The following is a 16960-nucleotide window of genomic DNA, read 5'->3' as shown; positions in this document are numbered from 1 at the left end:
TGTCCAGTCAACGGTTTCAGGGCAGCCAGCTCACCCGACCGTGCAGGAAGGCGTACCCGACGAAGGCGACGGAGTCGATCAGCGTGTGCGCCACCACCAGCGGCGTGGTCCGGCCCCACCGCTGGTACAGCCGCCCGAACACCAGCCCCATCACCACGTTCCCGACGAACCCGCCGAACCCCTGATACAGGTGGTACGACCCGCGCAGCAGCGACGAGACGACCACCGCCCGCCACGGCGACCAGCCGGCCTGCCCCAGCCGGTGCAGCAGATATCCGGCGACGAGGACCTCCTCCAGCACGCCGTTCTGCGCCGCGGCGAGCAGCAGCACCGGCACCTGCCACCACACCTGCGGCAGCGCGCCGGGGACGACGGTCAGGTTCACCCCCGCCGCCCACACCGCGAGGTAGAAGGCCAGCCCGGAGCCGCCGATCGCGGCCGCGAGCAGCGCCCCGCGCAGCAGGTCGCGGCCCGGCTCCCTGGCGTCGGCGCCGATCGTCCGCAGCGACTCGCCCGAGCGCACCATCAGGTACGCCACCAGCGCGACCGGCGCCAGCGAGATCGCGATCTCGACGAGTTGCAGCGTCAGGTCCAGCCAGGGCCGCCCCGGCGCCATCGACCCGACCAGCACGGCCTGCTGGCCCTTCAGCTCCTTGGGCGCCGTGAGCGCTCCGATCAGCCGCACGAACGCCACCAGGCCGCTGGCGCCGAGCGAGACCGACATCACGACGAGGACCTCGGCCCGGATGAGCCTGGGCCCGAGCACCGGGACCGGCGCGGGAGGAGACTGTGTCGTCATGGCCGCAGATTAGCTCCTCGATGATCGGACCCGGATAAAGCCCCCACGGCGTCGCGGATGGCACAGTAGACGCCACGGGGAGGCCACCGGCAGCAGAGCGAGGATGGTATGACGACAACCGACCCGCACGACGTCCCGACGGCGGCGCAGCTCGTGGCCGCCGTCCGCGACTTCCTCCAGACCGACGTGCTGCCCGGGGTGGAGGGCCGGGTGCGCTTCCACACCCGGGTGGCGATCAACGTGCTCGGCATGGTGGAGCGGGAGATCGAGCTCGGCCCCGCGCAGGCGGCGGAGCACGCGCGGCGGCTGGCGGACCTGGGCGTGGCGGACGACGCCGAGCTGGCCGCGGCGATCCGCGACGGCCGCCTCCAGGACGGCGCCGCGCTCACGGCGGCCCTGGAGGCGGCCGTCCGGGCGAAGCTCGAAGTGGCCAACCCGGGCTACCTCACGTCCGGCTGAGACCGCCGGCGCGGGACCTGGCGGACCTGAACGAAGGCACGGCCCGCCCTCTCACCACGGAAGGGCGGGCCGCGCCGGAACTTGGAGCTCAGTGCGAGCCGGCCAGGTCCAGGTCCTTGACGTCCGGGTCGCCCTCGTCGGCGAAGTAGTCGTGACGAGCGGTCGCGTCGTCCCCGTCGGCCACCTTGGCCGCCCGGAACGCCAGCGTGCCGAGCACCGCGACGATCAGGTTGACGGCCAGCGCCAGGAACCCGGCGTAGATCGTCATCTTGGTGTCGAAGCCGAGGTTCGACAGCCCGAACGCCGAGCCGCCGAAGTGCAGCTTGCCGTTGGCCGGGTTCGGGATCAGGTACAGCATCCACATGCCCGCCGCCAGACCGGTCGCCCAGCCGGCGATCAGGCCGCCCTTGTGGAACCAGCGCGTGTACAGGCCGAGCGCCACCGACGGCAGCGTCTGCAGGATGATCACGCCGCCGATGAGCTGCAGGTCGATCGAGAACTGCGGGTCGAGCAGCAGGATGCACAGCACCGCGCCCACCTTGACGACCAGCGACGTCACCTTGGAGACCCTGGCCTCCTGGGCGTCGGTGGCGTTCTTGTTGAAGTACTCGCGGTAGATGTTGCGGGTGAACAGGTTCGCCGCCGCGATCGACATGATCGCCGCCGGCACGAGCGCGCCGATGCCGATGGCCGCGTACGCGACACCGGTGAACCAGTCGGGGAACATCTGGTCGAACAGCATCGGCACGACCGTGTTCGTATCGGCCTTGCCGTTCATCGTGACCGGCTTGGTGCCCGCCGCGATGGCCATGAAGCCGAGCAGCGCGATCAGGCCGAGCACGAAGCTGTAGGCGGGCAGCGCCGACATGTTCCGCTTGATGACGTTGCGGTTCTTGGAGGCCAGCACGCCGGTGAGGCTGTGCGGGTAGAGGAACAGCGCCAGCGCCGAGCCGAAGGCCAGCGTGATGTACTGCAGCTGGTTGTTGGCGTTGAGAATGATGCCGTCGTTCGGCGCCGGCGTGGCGTCGAACTTGGCCTTGGCCGCGTCGAAGATCGAGCCCCAGCCGCCCAGCTTGGCCGGGATGTAGATGACGGCCGCGAGGATCACGATGTAGATGAGCGCGTCCTTCACGAACGCGATCAGCGCGGGCGCCCGCAGCCCCGACTGGTAGGTGTACGCCGCCAGGATCGCGAACGCGATGATGATCGGCAGGTGCCCGGTGATGCCCATCGACTTCAGCACCGCCTCGATGCCGACGAGCTGCAGGGCGATGTACGGCATCGTCGCCACCAGCCCGGTGATCGCGATCACCAGCGCCAGCGTCGGCGACCCGAACCGGGCCCGGACGAAGTCGGCGGGCGTGACGAACCCGTGCACGTGCGACACCGACCACATCCGGGCCAGCACCAGGAACACCAGCGGATAGACCACCACGGTGTACGGCAGCGCGTAGAAGCCCAGCGCGCCGGAGCTGAAGACCAGCGCGGGCACCGCGACGAACGTGTAGGCGGTGTAGAGGTCGCCGCCGACCAGGAACCAGGTGATCCACGAGCCGAAGCTGCGCCCGCCCAGACCCCACTCGTTGAGGCTGGCCAGGTCGGTGGGCCTCCGCCAGCGGGCGGCCACGAAGCCCATGCCGCTGACCAGGGCGAACAGCAGGATGAAGACGACCAGCTCGGTCGTGTGAGCGCTCACTTGGTCATCCTGTAGACGATGGTCGTGGACGCGACGCCCACCACGATGAAGGCGAGCTGCAGCCAGTAGAAGAGCGGGAAGCCCAGCAGGCGCGGCTCGTCGGCGTTGAACAGGAACGTCAGCAACGGCAGCACGATAGGCAGGACCAGCAGCCAGTTCCAGGGGCTGCGGTCGGTGCGTGGCTGCCCGGGTTCCCCGGTAGTCATCGACCCTCCGATGAATGGATCAGCAGCCGGCTGTCACCGGCCCCTGACGGTTCGTCAATGGAGGGAGAGTAACTTTGCGGCGGTATTAAACCCAATGTCGGCAATGTTACGGTTTGGCCTAAATGTTGAGATGACTGCCCGTCAGGTGAGACCGCATACCGAAGAAAACCCTAACGACGGCTGTGGCCCATGGTGAGTACTGGATCGCCGAATGGTCGGTAGCCCGCGGCGAACGGTCATCCGGCCAGTAAGGCCCGGTCAGGCCCGGTCGGACTGGTCAGGCCCGGTCGGACTGGTCAGGCCCGGTCGGACTGGTCAGGTCAGCTCGTCGGCGATGTCCCGGGTGCCGTACCCCTCGGGCGCCGGCACCTCCACGATCGGATCGGGCCGGTCGTCGAACTCCAGCCGCAGCGCCCGCGCCATCGTCGCGTGCATCTCGTACAGGCATGTCACGTACGTCAGCTCCAGGATCTGCTCGTCCGGCAGCCGCCCGGAGAGCGCCGCGAACACCTCGTCGTGCACCCGGCCGCCGTCCAGCACCAGCGCGTCGGTGTAGGCCAGCACCGCCCGCTCCAGCTCGTCGAACTGGTCGCTGACCGGCCAGCAGGCGACGGCCCGCACCTTCTCCTCGGGCACGCCGAGCGCCCGCAGCTGCTTGCAGTGCTGCGAGAACACGAACTGGCTCTGCCGCGACCATCCAGCCCTGGTCTGCGCCAGCTCGCGCAGCACCGGGTCCAGCGCCGACTCCCGGTAGAGCTGGAAGCCCTTGACGCAGTGCCGGAAGATCTTCGGGTCGAGCGCGAACACCGTCCACCAGTCGCCCGGCGATCCGGTGGCGGTGCCCTCCCTGCCGTCGGCGAACAGGTGGTCGTAGAAGAACTGCACGACCGGGTCGGTCATCTCCTCGCGCGGGACCTGCCGCAGCCGCGGCATCAGACGGTCCGGTCGGCCGCGGTCTTGGGCTCGTGCCGCACGTCGCCGGGCTGCCCGACCTGGCGCGTCCACGCGGCGAACTCGACCAGCACGCCGTCGGGGTCCTTGAAGTAGATGGACCTGACGAACACGCCGTCGTGCAGCTCCGACGCCACGCCGAACTCGCTGTCGTCGTGGTTGAGCAGCACGCCCACGTCGATGCCCTTGGCCACGAGCCGGTCGCGGTACTCCTCGATCTTCTCCGGCGGCACGTCGAAGGCGATGTGGTTCATCGAACCGACGGCCGAGAGCAGCTCGCCGCGGTCCGGCAGGTTCTTCGGCGCCGACACCCCGGGCACGCCGTCCGGCGCGTCGGGGAACCAGAAGAAGGCCAGCGCGTTGCCGCCGCCGCAGTCGAAGAAGAAGTGCTGGCCCCAGCCCATGGGCAGCTCGATCGTCTTGATCAGCGGCATGCCCAGCACGCCGGAGTAGAAGTCGACGGTCTGCTTCATGTCCGAGCAGACCAGCGCGACGTGGTTGACCCCGCGGAGCTCGAATTCGCTGTTCATAGTAACTCCCTACTTATCACAGGGTTTCGGGTAAAAACATGACAACAGGTGTCGGGTATTCGCGACACGATCGCCGCATGATTGCTTTGGTGGCGGGGGCGACCCGCGGAACGGGACGCGGCATCGCGGTCGCGCTGGGCGCGGCCGGCGCGACGGTCTACTGCACGGGCAGGAGCACGAGGGAGAGCCGCTCGGAGATGAACCGGCCGGAGACCATCGAGGAGACGGCGGAGCTGGTCACGGCGGCCGGCGGCACGGGCATCGCGGTCCGGGCCGACCACCTGGACCCGGCCGCGGTCGCGGACCTGGCCGGACGCGTACGCCGCGAGCAGGGCCGGCTCGACGTGCTGGTCAACGACATCTGGGGCGGCGACCACCTGTGGGAGTGGGACACGCCCGTCTGGAAGCACGACATGGACAAGGGGCTGCGGCTGCTCAGGCTGGCGATCGACACCCACATCATCACCAGCCGCCACCTGCTCCCGCTGCTGATCGAGCACGAGGGCGGGCTGGTCGTGGAGGTCACCGACGGCACCTGGGCCTACAACGAGACCCGCTACCGGGAGAACGTCTACTACGACCTGGCCAAGATGTCGGTGAACCGGCTGGCCTTCGCCTGGTCGAACGAGCTGCGCCCGTACGGCGGCACGGCCGTGGCGATCACGCCCGGGTTCCTGCGCTCGGAGGCCATGCTGGACAACTTCGGCGTCACCGAGGAGAACTGGCGGGAGGCCAAGGCCGACAGCGCGTGGATGGTCTCCGAGACCCCCGCCTACGTCGGCCGCGGCGTCGCCGCCATCGCCCAGGACCCGGACCGGAGCCGCTGGTCGGGCCGGTCGGTCGACAGCGGCGAGGTGGCCGAGGCGTACGGGCTCACCGACGTGGACGGCAGCCGCCCGCAGGTGTGGCGCTACCTCACCGAGGTCGGCGAGAACGGCAGGGACACCGGCTGGGAGGCCTACCGGTAGACCGGCTCACCCGTGCAACCGGGACAACGGCTCTCACGAGCAGACCGGCTCACTCGTACAACCGGGACATGCGGGCGGCGGCCTCGGCGACCAGGGCCCGCAGCCGTGGCGGTTCGAGCACCTCGGCCTCCGGCCCGAACCGCAGCACCTGGGAGAAGGCCACCTCCACCGACTCCACCGCGAGCCGCACGACCCCGCCGGGCTGGAGCGAGGCGAGCGCGTCGTCCAGCGCGGCCGGGTCGGCGATGTGCCGCAGCATCCGCAGGCCGCGCTCGCTGAGCCGCAGCGTGATCACCTCGCGCAGCAGCGAGCGGGTGAACGCCGCCGACTGCTCGCTCCAGAAGGCGGCCAGGTCGAAGTCCTGGTCCCGGTCGAAGGACTGCGCGAGCACGGTGACCTCGCCGAAGCGGTGCACCCGGAAGATCAGGAACCGGGTCCCGAGCCGGGCCGCCAGATACCAGGCGCCCGCCTTGAGCACCAGCCCGTAGGGCTCCAGCGTCCGCGTGCTGTCCTTGTAGACGGCCTGGACGCGCAGGTCGTTCCAGACGGCCCTGGCCAGCGGCGCGAGCGCGGCGGGCGGCGGGTCGCCGCCGGCGAACCAGCCCGGCGCGTCCAGATGGAAGCGCTGCGCCGCGACCGACGGCGCGTCGCGCAGGCCGGGGGAGAGCGCGGCGGCGGCCTTCAGCCGGGCCGTCGCCGCCACCTCCTCCAGCCCCATCTCCCGCAGCGCGGCCGGCACCCCCGACAGGAACAGCGCCTCGGCCTCGGCCCGGTCCAGCCCCGTCAGCCGCGTGCGGTAGCCGTCGAGCAGCCGGTATCCGCCGCCCCGCCCGCGATCGGCGTAGACGGGCACGCCCGCCTCCGCCAGCGCCAGCACGTCGCGGTGCACCGTGCGCTCGGAGACCTCCAGCTCCCTGGCCAGCTCCGCCGCCGTCATCCCGCCCCGGCCCTGCAGCAGCAGGACCAGGGACATCAGCCGCGCGGCGCGCACAGCGGCAGCACCACGGCGGAGGGCCGGGCGGGGGAGTGGAACACCTCGACGTCGGCGGGCACCATCGCGCCGGGCGAGCCGAGCGGATCGCCGGTGCCCGGGTTGCGGGCGATCGTCGGGTACGCCCCGGCGGCCACGTGCACCCTGATCCGGTGGCCGCGCCGGAACCTGTGGCCCATCGGCCACAGATCCACCTCCACCCGGCGGACGCCGTCACACGCACCCTTGCCCGCCTGGCGCGCCGCTTCCGCGGCGGGCGGCCCGAGCCGGCGCACGCCCTCGCACACGTTCAGCGAGCGTCCGTCCGGCCGCACGTCGCACACCCGCACCACCACGTCCACGTGCGGCGTGCTCGACCGCACGAACAGCTCCGCCCGCACGGGCCCGATCGCCTCCACCGGCGACTCCAGCGCGGCCGAGCTGTAGACCAGCACGTCGCGGCGCTGCTCCAGCCGCCGCTGGTCCCGCGGCCTGGAGTCGCCGAGCAGCACGGGACCGCCGATCACCGGCGTCGGATGGGCGGGGTGGTAGCGGAAGCGGTCGGGCCCGTCCTCCTCCGGCGGCCCGGTGCCGAGCCCGAACCCGCGCTGCAGGTGCCAGCGCTGCTCCCGGGTGCCGGGCACCGGCCAGTCGGGGTAGTCGCGCCACTCCTCCGCCCCGGTCACGTAGAGCCGCACGGGGTCGGGCCGCAGCCTGGAGAAGTCGCCGAGCAGGTGCGCGCGGAACCAGGCCGTCGCCTCGGCCATCGAGGGCCGGCCGTGCCGGCTGTCCACGTGGTACCACGGCCCGATCGTCAGGTACGGCCGCCGCCCCGCCGCCCGCATCGCCGTGTAGTCCTTGAGCTGCCACGGCAGGAACACGTCGTACCAGCCGCCCAGCATGGTCACCGCCGCCTCGACCTCGCCCACCTTCGGCGAGAAGTCGCGCTTGATCCAGTACGGGACGGCCGGGTCGGCGTGGTGCGCGAGCAGGTCCTGGTAGAAGCGCAGCTGCCGGCCCGCCGAGGCCCGGTCGAGCTCGGCCACCGGGCGGCCCGACAGGACCGCGCGGCGGGTGAGCCTGGGCGCGGTCAGCACCGAGGTGCCGCCGAAGCGGCGGGACATGCCGTCGGTGAGCGTGGTCCAGCTCAGCGCCGACTCCAGCGCGAACGCGCCGCCCACGTAGGCCGCGTCCCTGAATTGCGAGGCGGTGATCTGCGTGGCCATCGCCTTCAGCTCGGGACCGGCGTAGGGCGCGATCGCCCACTGCGTGTAGCCGAGGTAGGAGGGCCCGAACATGGCGAACGAGCCGCCGTACCACGGCTGCTCGCGCAGCCAGGCGACGGTGGCCAGCCCGTCGTCGTGCTCGTCGCCGAGCGGGTCGAGCAGGCCGCCGGAGCCGAAGCCGCCGCGGCAGCTCTGGATCACGACGTGGAAGCCCTGCCGGGCGAAGCCCCGGCCGAAGACCCAGCCGAGCAGGCCGCGCCGGCCGTACGGCGAGCGCATCAGGACGACGGGGGCCGGCTCGCCGCCGGGCGGTGCGTAGTGGTCGGCCAGCAGCGTCACGCCGTCGGGCATCCGCACCGGCAGATCGCGCTGGAGCCGAACGCGTTTCATGTACTTACCAGTAACAGATGCCGCCCGGTGTGCGGTAGCCCGGGGGCACCCCTTGCGCAATCAGCCGAGCTGAACGGCGATGTCGCTCACCTGGCGGTTCGACGGGAACGTTCCAACGACCTCCGCGTTGCCGGTCAGCCCGTTCACCGTGTAGAAGCGGTAGACGCCGCCGGACTTCAGCGTGGCGTAGGCCGTGTTCGAGACCGTCACGCCCTTGCTGAGCCGGCTGTAGACGTCGAATCCGGCGTCGAGGTCGGCGTCCAGGCCCAGCTTGCCGGTCGGGGCCAGGCTGCCCGCGTTCGCGGGGGACTGCAGCGAGACCTGGTCGGCCGTGGTGTCCAGGTCGAACAGGGTCGTCGCGGTGGCCGGGTCGAGGTCGTTGTTGGTGTAGCCGGCGCCGGTCACGCCGAGCGCGGTCGCCCCGGCGGTGGCCGGCGGCACGGGGGGGTTGGTCAGCGTGCCGTCGGCGGCGGTGGTGCCCGCCGCGGGCGCGCCGTTCGGGTCGTCGAGGTTGTGCCGCAGGTTCTGGCCCGCGTCGCTGATGACGCGCAGCCGGTTCGCGGCGGGGTTGAAGTCGACGCCGAACGTCTTGCCGCTGAGCGCCACGGTGAGCTGGGACACCTTCGTGGCCCTCGCCCTGCCGTCCACGGTGTAGATGCCGCCCTTGTCGCCGACGGCGTACAGCTTGCCGTTCTGGACGCGGTAGTCGATGCCGACGACCTTCATGTCGTTCCTGAGCCCGCTGATCCGGCCGAGCCGGTCGACGTTCCTGGGATTGCCGGCGTCGAAGACGACCAGGTCGCCCATGGTCGTCAGGCCGGTCACGCGCGGGCCGTCGTACCGGTGGGCCTGCGCGGGCGAGGCCAGGACCGCGCCCGCGCCGAGCACCGCCGCGGCGAGCGCCAGTTGCTTACGCATCAGATCTCCTTGTGTGGGTGTTGCCTTGCCCCTTTCTTCGCTGGAACGCCGCCGGCGGATGGTACGGGGCTCCGGGCCCGCCCCTGAGCGGGGCGGGCCCGGGCCGTTTACGGGGTGACCTTGTCGGGGCGCTCGGAGATGCGCAGCCCGTTGACGATCGTCGCGCCCTGGCGGGTCGCGAAGCGCACGTTGAGCTGGCCGTCGGTGACCTTCACCGTGTACTGCCTGCTCACGGCCGTGTACGTGCCCGACTCCAGGGCCAGGTCGAGCGCCGGTATGGCCAGCTGCCCCTCGACGAGCACGTCGAAGACCCGCTTGCCCATCTGCGTGTTCTTGATCTCGGCGAAGTCCAGCTCGACGGTGTACGTCCCGTTCGGGACGTTGTCGAAGCGGTACTCCAGCATGCTCTCCCTGGCCGTCCTGAACAGCGCCTGGTCGGTGGTGCCGCTGATGGTCCTGGAGGTGCTCGACGTCCGGTTCTGGCCGGCGAGGTAGCCGTAGGAGCCCGCGGCGTACTTCTTGTCCGGCGTCCAGGTGTCACCGGCGCTGTCGGTCAGGCTCTTCGAGCCGCCCACGTCGATGGCCACCTGGTGCTTGGGCACCACGACCGTCACCTTGATCTCGATGGTCGGCTGCCGGCCGCTGGCCGACTTGACGACCAGCTTGCCCTCGCGCAGCGTCCCCGGTGCGACGCCGGCGCTGGAGACCGCGATCTTCAGCGTCACCGACTGGCCCTTGGCCAGCTCGCCCGCCGCCGGCGTGACGACCGCCCAGGGCTCGCCCGCCACCGTGTACGCCGTGGGCGAGCCCAGGTTCGACAGCTCCAGCGTCCTGGTGCGGGAGGACTCGCCCGGCATGACCACGGTCACCTCCGCGGCCGAGGCGCTCACCCGGCCGGTGATCAGGGCCGTGTCCAGCCGCGTCACCGAGGCCGGCGCGATCGTGACCGCCTGGGTGAACGTGCCGTAGTGCTCCTTGGAGACCACGACCTCGTAGTCGCCGGCCAGCACCTGCCCGTAGAAGGCGCCGTTCTCGCCGGTCGTGAAGGTGGCCACGTCGCCCACCTTCACCGTCGCCCCCGCCAGCGGCTTGCCGTCGTTGGCGTCGGTGACCGCGCCGGTCAGCAGGCCGTGCCTGCTGGCCGTGAACGCCAGGCTCTGCCCGCTGGACAGCGCCGCCTCCTCGTAGGAGTACAGCAGCGCGTCGGTGCCGCCGGCGTTCTCGATGCCGATCGTGGCGCTGGTGCCCCGGTCGCGCTCGCTCTCGATGTCCTTGTAGCGGAAGGCGATCGAGCCGTCCTCACCGAGCAGCGCCTCGAACGACACCCGCTGGTCGGCCTCGCTGTAGAAGGAGACGTTGCGCCACTCGACCACGTACTGGCGGTGCGGCGCGGTGCCCGTCACCGCCGTGTAGATCCCGGCCTCGGCGTCCACCTTGAGGTCGTCCCAGTACGGGTAGAGCGCGTTGTTGGGCGTGCTCGTGGTCGGGAGCCTGCCGTTGCTGGCGGTGACGATCCGGTCGGCGGCGAACGTGATGAACCCGTTCGTGCCGATCCACGCCCTGCTCTGGCCGGTGCCGTAGAACGGGACCGGGAAGGGCAGCGTGACCTGCGCGGCCTCGTCGTCGCCCGTCAGGGCCAGCTTCTCGGTGCCCGGCACGTACGCCTCGGCGCCGCTCTTGCAGGTGTAGCCGAAGTTGTCGCCGCGCAGCGGCAGCTCGACGTCCTTGACCAGGTCGCCGGCCACCGTGACGGCCGCCGTGGCGGCGCTGGAGCAGCGGGAGACCGGCGTGATCCGCAGCTCGTAGTCGCCGTGCGGCAGCGTCAGGCTGTAGCGGCCGGCGGCGTCGGTCACGCCGCTGACCGGGGTGCCGGCGGCCGCCACCGTCGCGCCCGGCTCGGGCGTGCCCGCCGTGGTGACCGTGCCGGACACCACGCCGGTGGCCAGCTTGGTCATGGGCACGTCCGCGGTGGTGGACTGCTCGGCGGTGATCGTGGCGGTCGCGGTGGCGCGCTCGTAGCCGAACTTCGCCGCGCTGAGCTCGTAGTCGCCGGGCAGCAGGCGTGGGACGGCGTACGTGCCGTCCTGGCCGGTGGTCACGGTGCGGCTCAGCGGGCCCGTCAGCGTGATCGTCACCCCGGGCACCGGCGCGCCGCCCGCGGTGACCGTGCCGGCGAGGTCGCCGAGCCCCTCGGCGGGCGCGGCCTGCACGGCGGCGTAGGTGTCGAGCCGGCCCTCGCCCCATATGTTGTTGTCGGCCGCGGTGCCGCCGCAACTGGTGTCGGAGACGTCGATCGCGGTGCTGTCGAGCAGCGGCCTGGTCGCCTCGACCTTGCCCTGCAGCCCCGGCGAGCCCGACCAGATGAGCGCCACCGTGCCCGCCACGTGCGGCGAGGCCATGGACGTGCCGGTGTAGCTGCTGTAGGTGTTGCCGGGGGTCGAGGAGCGCACGTTGACGCCGGGGGCGGCGATGTTCGGCTTGGTCTCGCCGTTCTCGCCCTCACCCTTGCTCGACCTGGCGTACAGCGCGTTGTTGATGTCGAAGCCGCCCGCGCTGTAGCTGATCACGTACTGGCCGGGGGAGCCGGAGGTGTCGCAGGCGGGGCCCTCGTTGCCGTTGGAGAAGGCGGGGAAGATCCCGGCCGCGACCCAGGCCTCGACCGTCTCCTTGTACCAGGGGTCGTACCCGTCGCCGCCCCAGGAGTTGTTGACGATGTCCGGCGCCAGGTCGGGGCGCGGGTTGCCGCCCGACAGGTCGGTCGGCGCGAGGACCCACTGGCCCGCGGCCAGCAGCGAGGCGTCGGTGCAGGTGTTGATCTCGCAGCCCTTGGCGGCGATCCACTTGGCGCCGGGCGCGACGCCGATGCCGTTGGCGCCGACCATGGTGCCCATGGTGTGCGTGCCGTGGCCGTTGTTGTCGCACGGCGCGGCCGTCGGGCAGACGTGGGCGGGGTCGAACCAGTTGTAGTCGTGGCTGACCGAGCCGTCCGGGTTCCTGCCCCGGTAGGCGGCGGCCAGCTCGGGGTGGTCGAACTGGGCGCCGGTGTCGATGTTGGCCACCACGATGCCCTCGCCGCGGTTGCCCAGCTCGCTCCAGACGCGCGGGGCGTTGACGCGGTCGATGTTCCACTCGTTGGCGTTCACCTTGGCCTCGGCCTTGCCGGGCACCGGCTTGGGCACCGAGACCGTGCGGACCGGCTCGATGCGGTCCACCTCGGTCAGCTTGGCGATCTCGCCCGCCAGCTTCTCGTCGGTGGTGACCCGGACGGCGTTGACGATCCAGTACGAGGTGTAGTCGGCGCCCTGCGAGTCGAGAAGCTTGCGCAGGCCCTCCTGGGAGGACTCGGCGCGTTCGGTCTTGGCCTCGAAGACCAGCTCGGCCTTCGCGTCCTTGGAGACGGCCCGGCGGGCGCCGCTCAGGTCGGCGCTGCCCTTCATCCGGACCCAGAAGGTGGCCTTGTCGTCCTGGGCGAGCTGCGCCTGGACGGTTGTGTCGATCTTGCCCGGGTCGGGCGCCGCGGCGGCGGCGGCCTGCGGGACGAGTAAGCCGGCGGCGGTGACGATCCCGGTCAGGATCGCACGCCAGCGGGGGGTGTACGGCACGCGGTCTCTCCTTCGCGACAACTGGGAGAGGTGATCTTTACGCCTCTGTCGAGAAGGGTGAAGAGATCTTGTTCGGAAAGCAATACTTGTCGTAAAACGTTACTTAACGAACAGAAATGTAATCTGGTCAGCTGAAATGCCGCCACAAAGGCCAGGTAGCGGCCCAGGGCCGGTCGAGTCCCCTGCACACGTAGACCGGCAGGCCCTGCTCCTCGTTGCCGACGCCGGCGCCGTTGTCGATCCTGGCCCGCTCCTCGCAGGCGCCGAACAGGTCCCGGCCGCCGGGGCCGATGTTCACCAGGATCGCGGTGGTGCCGGTCTCGGGCGGAGGGCCGTACTCCCAGAGCTGGTTGTGGCCCGAGTAGACGCGCGGGACCCCGGCCTGCGCCAGCGCGCCGTGCTCGCCGTAGCTGCCGGTCACCACCACCGCCCGCGCCCGCTCCTCGGCCGGCAGCGCGTTCCTGACCCCTTCCACCGCCGCGACGAACTGCGGCCAGCCGACCGATTCGCGGGCCACCTCGTTGATCGCCGGCACCGGGCTCTCCGCCAGCGCGGAGACCGGCAGCAGCGGCAGCGCGATCACCGCGGAGCCCGCCGCGCCCGCCGCCAGGGCCCACGCCGCCACCCGCACCCGCCCGGCGCTCGCCGCGCTCACGCAGCCCGCGGCGAACAGCAGCAGGATCAGCCCGGCCGCGTAGTCGAAGCGCCCGCCGCTGATCAGCGTCAGCGCCGCCGCCACGGGATAGGCGATCGCCAGCGCCCGCACCCGCCGGTCCCGCCACAGCCGGACGAACCCGAACGCGGCGATCACCGACACCACCGGGCCGAACAGCGTCAGCTGCATCGGCACGAACAGCAGGCGCATCTCCGCGCCCTTGTTCGCGCTGAGCGCCGCCGCCATCTTCAGCTGCGGCCAGTCACCGGCCACCTGGTAGAGCAGGTTCGGCACGGCGATCGCCGCCGCGAGCAGCGCGCCGCCCCACAGCCACGGGCTCGCCAGCAGCCGCCGCGGCCCGGCCAGCAGCAGCCCGGCCGCCAGGCCCAGCACCAGCAGCGCGATGAGGTGCTTGTTGTAGGTGGCCAGGCCGATGACCGCGCCCGCCGCGAGCCACCAGCGCGGCCGCTCGCGCAGCAGCGCCTTCAGCATGAACAGGATGGCCGCCGCCCACAGCGGCAGATCGAAGCTGAGCGTCAGCATCGAGTGCCCGGCGATCAGCGTGTACGCGCCCGTCGCCGTGCCCGCGGCGGCCAGCACCTGCGCCGCCCGGCTGCCGTCCAGCTCCCGGGCGATCAGGGCCATCAGCACGACCAGGATCGCCACGGACAGCGCGGGGAAGACCCTGATCCCCGTGACCGTGTCGCCGAACAGCGCGATCCCGGCCCTGGCCAGCATCGGCGTCAGCGGCGGCTGGTCGACGTAGCCCCAGGCGGGATGCTCCGACAGCACGCGGAAGTACAGCTCGTCGCGGTGATAGCCGTAGCCGGGGCTCAGCGCGAGGAGGATCACGAACAGCAGGACCGCGATCGACGTGACCGACCGCCACGCCAGGGGCCGTTCCATGGACGCTAAAACTAGATCCTTCAACGCTTCCTTGTCACGGGCGGCCGGTGACCGAGCTGCCGCATGATCTCCATGAAATACCGCTTGACCGTCTCGGCGCTCTCGCCGTCGCGATGGGTGCCGAGATGGTTGAGCACCGCGCCGCTGAGCAGCTCGCTCACCACGTCCACATCGATGTCCGGCGGGAGCAGCCCGAGATCGCGGGTGCGGGTCAGCATCTCGCGCACCAGCGCCGCCCTGCGCCCGCCGTTGACGCTGCGGTAGGTGGTGATCAGCTCGGGATAGTCGTCGACGCTGCCGTACAGCCGGCGCAGCAGGCGGCGGTTGCGCGGATCGGCCAGATGCTCCGCCCAGTCGCCGAACATGTGGTCGAGGTCGCGCCAGCCGGTGAAGTCGGGGTCGTGGTCGTGGTTGGCCCACTCCAGGGCGCGTACCAGCAGCTCGGTCTTGTCGGCGAACCTGCGGTAGACCGTCGCCCTGGTCACCCCGGCCCGCCTGGCCACCTGCTCGATGCTCGTCTGCGCGGCGCCCAGCTCGATGAGCAGGTCGAGCGCGGCGGTCAGGATGGCGGTGTCGGCCTCCTGGCTGCGCGGCCGGCCCGCCGGGCGCTGCGCGGGCGTGGCGCCGGTCATGCCGGCCGTCCCCAGGTCGTCTGCTTCATGCTCGTCGGGTCACCAGTTTGTCGTAGAGGCGGTCCGGCAGGAGTCTATTGACCCACAGCAGCAGGTCGGCGAGGTAGCCGACGGAATAGCGCGGCTTCGGGTCGGCCGCCGCGACGACGTCACTGACGCATCTGGCCACCACGGCGGGGTCGGAGCCCTTGGAGCCGGGGCCGGTCGCCTCCTCGGCCCGCCGGGCCATCCACTCCGCCGTCTCCGCGTACGGCCCCCGCCCCGAGATCTCGCGCAGGTCGCGCGGCGTGTCGTCCTCGAACCCGGTCCTGATGATCCCCGGCTGGACCACCACCACGCGCACCCCGAACCGCCGGACCTCCTGCCGCAGCGTGTCGGAGTACGCCTCCAGCGCGTGCTTGGAGGCGTAGTACCAGGCGCCCATGGGCAGGGTGATCTCGCCGCCGATCGAGGAGATGTTGACGATCGTGCCCGAGCGGCGCGCCCGCATGCCCGGCAGGACGCGGTGGGTGAGCGCGGCCAGGCCGAACAGGTTGACCTCGAACACCCGCCTGGCCCGATCGAGCGGCACCTCCTCGGTGGCGCCGTGCACGGCGGTGCCGGCGTTGTTCACCAGGACGTCGATGCGGCCCCGCTCGGCCAGGACCGTCCGGACGACCCGGTCGAGGTCGCCCTCCCGGGTGACGTCCATCCCGATCGGATGGCCGCCGGCCGCGCGGATCTCCTCCATCCTCTCCACCCTGCGCGCCAGGCCGTACACGGTGTGGCCGGCCCGCAGCAGCTCCAGGGCGATGGCCCGGCCGATGCCCGCCGACGCTCCCGTGACCAGGCACACCTTGCCCGGCATGTCCGTCATATCTGTCGTGCCCGTCGTGCCCGTCATGGCCGTCCGCCCGGTGTCGGCGCGGCGTCCCAGGTGACCGGGAGGCTGTGCACCCCGTAGATCAGCATGTCGGTGCGCAGCGGCACGTCGCCCGGGTCCGCGGCCAGGCGCAGGGACGGGAACCTGGCGAACAGGGCGGGGTAGGCCGCCTGCATCTCCACCCTGGCCAGCTGCTGCCCGAGGCACTGGTGCACGCCGTGACCGAAGCCCAGGTGGCCGCCGCTCGCCCGGTGCGGGTCGAGCGTGTCGGGGTCGGGGAAGCGCTCCGGGTCACGGTTGGCCGCCGGGATCGAGACGGTGACCGCCTCCCCGGCCTTCACCAGCTCGCCGCCCAGCTCGACGTCCTCCAGCGCGGTGCGGACGAGGAAGGGGATGATGCTCAGATAGCGCAGCAGCTCCTCGACCACCTGGCCGGCCTTGTCCGGCTCGGCGCGCAGCACGGCGATCCGGTCCGGGTGGCGCAGCAGCGCGAAGGTGCCCAGGGCGAGCATGTTGGCGGTGGTGTCGAGCCCGGCGCCGAGGAGCATGAAGCCGATGTTGGCCAGCTCCTCGTCGGTGAGGTCGCTCCCGGTCAGGCCGCTGAGCAGGTCGTCGGTCGGCCGGGCGCGCTTGGCCCGCACCAGCTCCTTCATGTGGGCCTGGAGGGCGGTGAAGGCGGCGTACTTCTCCTCCGGCGGGGTGTCGGCCCGCATCAGCTTGCCGCTCCGGGACTGGAAGCGCTCGCGCTCCTCATCTGGGACGCCGAGCAGCTCGCAGATCACCAGGGCGGGGATCGGCGCCGCGAACGCCGCCACCAGGTCGGCGGGCGGGCCCTGGCGCTCCATGGCGTCAAGGTGCGCGGTCGTGATCTCCTCGATGCGCTCGGCCAGCCGGCGCATCCTGCGCACGGTGAACTCGCCGGTGAGCAGGTGGCGGTAGCGCGTGTGCACGGGCGGGTCGGTGGAGATGAACATGCCGGGCGGGGCCGGCTGCCTGGGCTGCCCGGCGGGCTGCTCGATGGGGATGTGCCGCAGCTCGGAGCGCGCGCTGAAGCGCCGGTCGGCCAGGACCTCGCGGACGAGGGCGTATCCGGTCACCAGCCAGCCCTGGTGGCCGTCGGGGTAGGACAGCCGGGCGATGGGCCGCGTCTCGCGCAGCTTGGCCAGGTCGGCGGGCGGGTCGAACGGGGT

15 protein-coding genes are annotated in these 16960 nt (G+C 71.6%); 2 read left to right on the top strand and 13 right to left on the bottom strand.

The genetic code is table 11. The annotated features are described in order from the left end of the window. Positions 1–16 precede the first annotated feature (16 nt). Positions 17–799, bottom strand: a complete 783-nt coding sequence (locus ETD85_RS10280; protein ID WP_138689403.1) for a CPBP family intramembrane glutamic endopeptidase — start codon at positions 797–799, stop codon at positions 17–19. 108 nt (positions 800–907) lie between these two features. On the opposite strand from ETD85_RS10280, the gene ETD85_RS10275 reads away from it, so the two are divergent. Beyond that, positions 908–1258, top strand: a complete 351-nt coding sequence (locus ETD85_RS10275) for a DUF6285 domain-containing protein (protein WP_138689402.1) — start codon at positions 908–910, stop codon at positions 1256–1258. 88 nt (positions 1259–1346) lie between these two features. On the opposite strand, the gene mctP is transcribed toward ETD85_RS10275, so the two are convergent. The 4 genes from mctP to ETD85_RS10255 all read right to left on the bottom strand — a co-directional run bounded on the left by mctP (position 1347) and on the right by ETD85_RS10255 (position 4641). Next, entirely contained in the window at positions 1347–2954 is a 1608-nt protein-coding gene (gene mctP / locus ETD85_RS10270) for a monocarboxylate uptake permease MctP (protein WP_276617211.1), read from the bottom strand. Then, positions 2951–3160, bottom strand: coding sequence for a DUF3311 domain-containing protein (locus tag ETD85_RS10265; protein WP_138689401.1), 210 nt, complete (start codon positions 3158–3160; stop codon positions 2951–2953). The genes mctP and ETD85_RS10265 overlap by 4 nt, the downstream gene beginning before the upstream one ends. Before the next feature lie 315 nt (positions 3161–3475). Further along, on the bottom strand, positions 3476–4093 hold the full coding sequence (locus ETD85_RS10260) for a carboxymuconolactone decarboxylase family protein (RefSeq protein WP_138689400.1): 618 nt from the start codon (positions 4091–4093) through the stop codon (positions 3476–3478). Further along, on the bottom strand, positions 4093–4641 hold the full coding sequence (locus ETD85_RS10255) for a VOC family protein (RefSeq protein ID WP_138689399.1): 549 nt from the start codon (positions 4639–4641) through the stop codon (positions 4093–4095). Before ETD85_RS10255 ends, ETD85_RS10260 begins: the two co-directional genes overlap by 1 nt. A gap of 77 nt (positions 4642–4718) precedes the next feature. On the opposite strand from ETD85_RS10255, the gene ETD85_RS10250 reads away from it, so the two are divergent. Beyond that, positions 4719–5609 carry an SDR family oxidoreductase gene (locus ETD85_RS10250; protein WP_138689398.1) on the top strand — a complete coding sequence of 297 codons (891 nt, stop codon included), beginning with the start codon at positions 4719–4721 and terminating at the stop codon, positions 5607–5609. 49 nt (positions 5610–5658) lie between these two features. On the opposite strand, the gene ETD85_RS10245 is transcribed toward ETD85_RS10250, so the two are convergent. The 8 genes from ETD85_RS10245 to ETD85_RS10210 form a co-directional block, all read right to left on the bottom strand. Continuing rightward, the gene (locus tag ETD85_RS10245; RefSeq protein WP_206058224.1) at positions 5659–6600 is read right to left on the bottom strand and encodes a helix-turn-helix transcriptional regulator; all 942 of its coding nucleotides are present in this window, start codon (positions 6598–6600) and stop codon (positions 5659–5661) included. Further along, positions 6582–8195: a CocE/NonD family hydrolase gene (locus tag ETD85_RS10240; RefSeq protein ID WP_206058223.1), complete on the bottom strand. Its 1614-nt coding sequence runs from the start codon at positions 8193–8195 to the stop codon at positions 6582–6584. Before ETD85_RS10240 ends, ETD85_RS10245 begins: the two co-directional genes overlap by 19 nt. A 60-nt stretch (positions 8196–8255) precedes the next feature. Next, complete coding sequence (locus ETD85_RS10235; protein WP_138689397.1) at positions 8256–9113, bottom strand: DUF4394 domain-containing protein; 858 nt, start codon at positions 9111–9113, stop codon at positions 8256–8258. Between the two features lie 107 nt (positions 9114–9220). Continuing rightward, entirely contained in the window at positions 9221–12715 is a 3495-nt protein-coding gene (locus ETD85_RS10230; protein ID WP_138689396.1) for a S8 family serine peptidase, read from the bottom strand. A gap of 127 nt (positions 12716–12842) precedes the next feature. Beyond that, on the bottom strand, positions 12843–14276 hold the full coding sequence (locus tag ETD85_RS10225; protein ID WP_138689395.1) for a glycosyltransferase family 39 protein: 1434 nt from the start codon (positions 14274–14276) through the stop codon (positions 12843–12845). 20 nt (positions 14277–14296) lie between these two features. Next, a complete protein-coding gene (locus ETD85_RS10220) occupies positions 14297–14908 on the bottom strand; it encodes a TetR/AcrR family transcriptional regulator (protein ID WP_138689394.1) in 612 nt (203 codons plus the stop codon). Between the two features lie 25 nt (positions 14909–14933). Then, positions 14934–15791 (bottom strand): oxidoreductase, encoded by an 858-nt coding sequence (locus ETD85_RS10215; RefSeq protein ID WP_206058222.1) that lies wholly within the window; start codon positions 15789–15791, stop codon positions 14934–14936. Beyond that, the coding region (locus tag ETD85_RS10210; protein ID WP_138689393.1) for a cytochrome P450 at positions 15788–16960 on the bottom strand (1173 nt) is incomplete at its 5' end. The genes ETD85_RS10215 and ETD85_RS10210, both read right to left, overlap by 4 nt.

The organism is Nonomuraea zeae (assembly GCF_005889725.1).
In the GTDB taxonomy this organism is placed as follows: domain Bacteria; phylum Actinomycetota; class Actinomycetes; order Streptosporangiales; family Streptosporangiaceae; genus Nonomuraea; species Nonomuraea zeae.
Note: the sequence above shows the minus strand (reverse complement) of the source record. Positions and strands in the feature narration are given on the sequence as shown.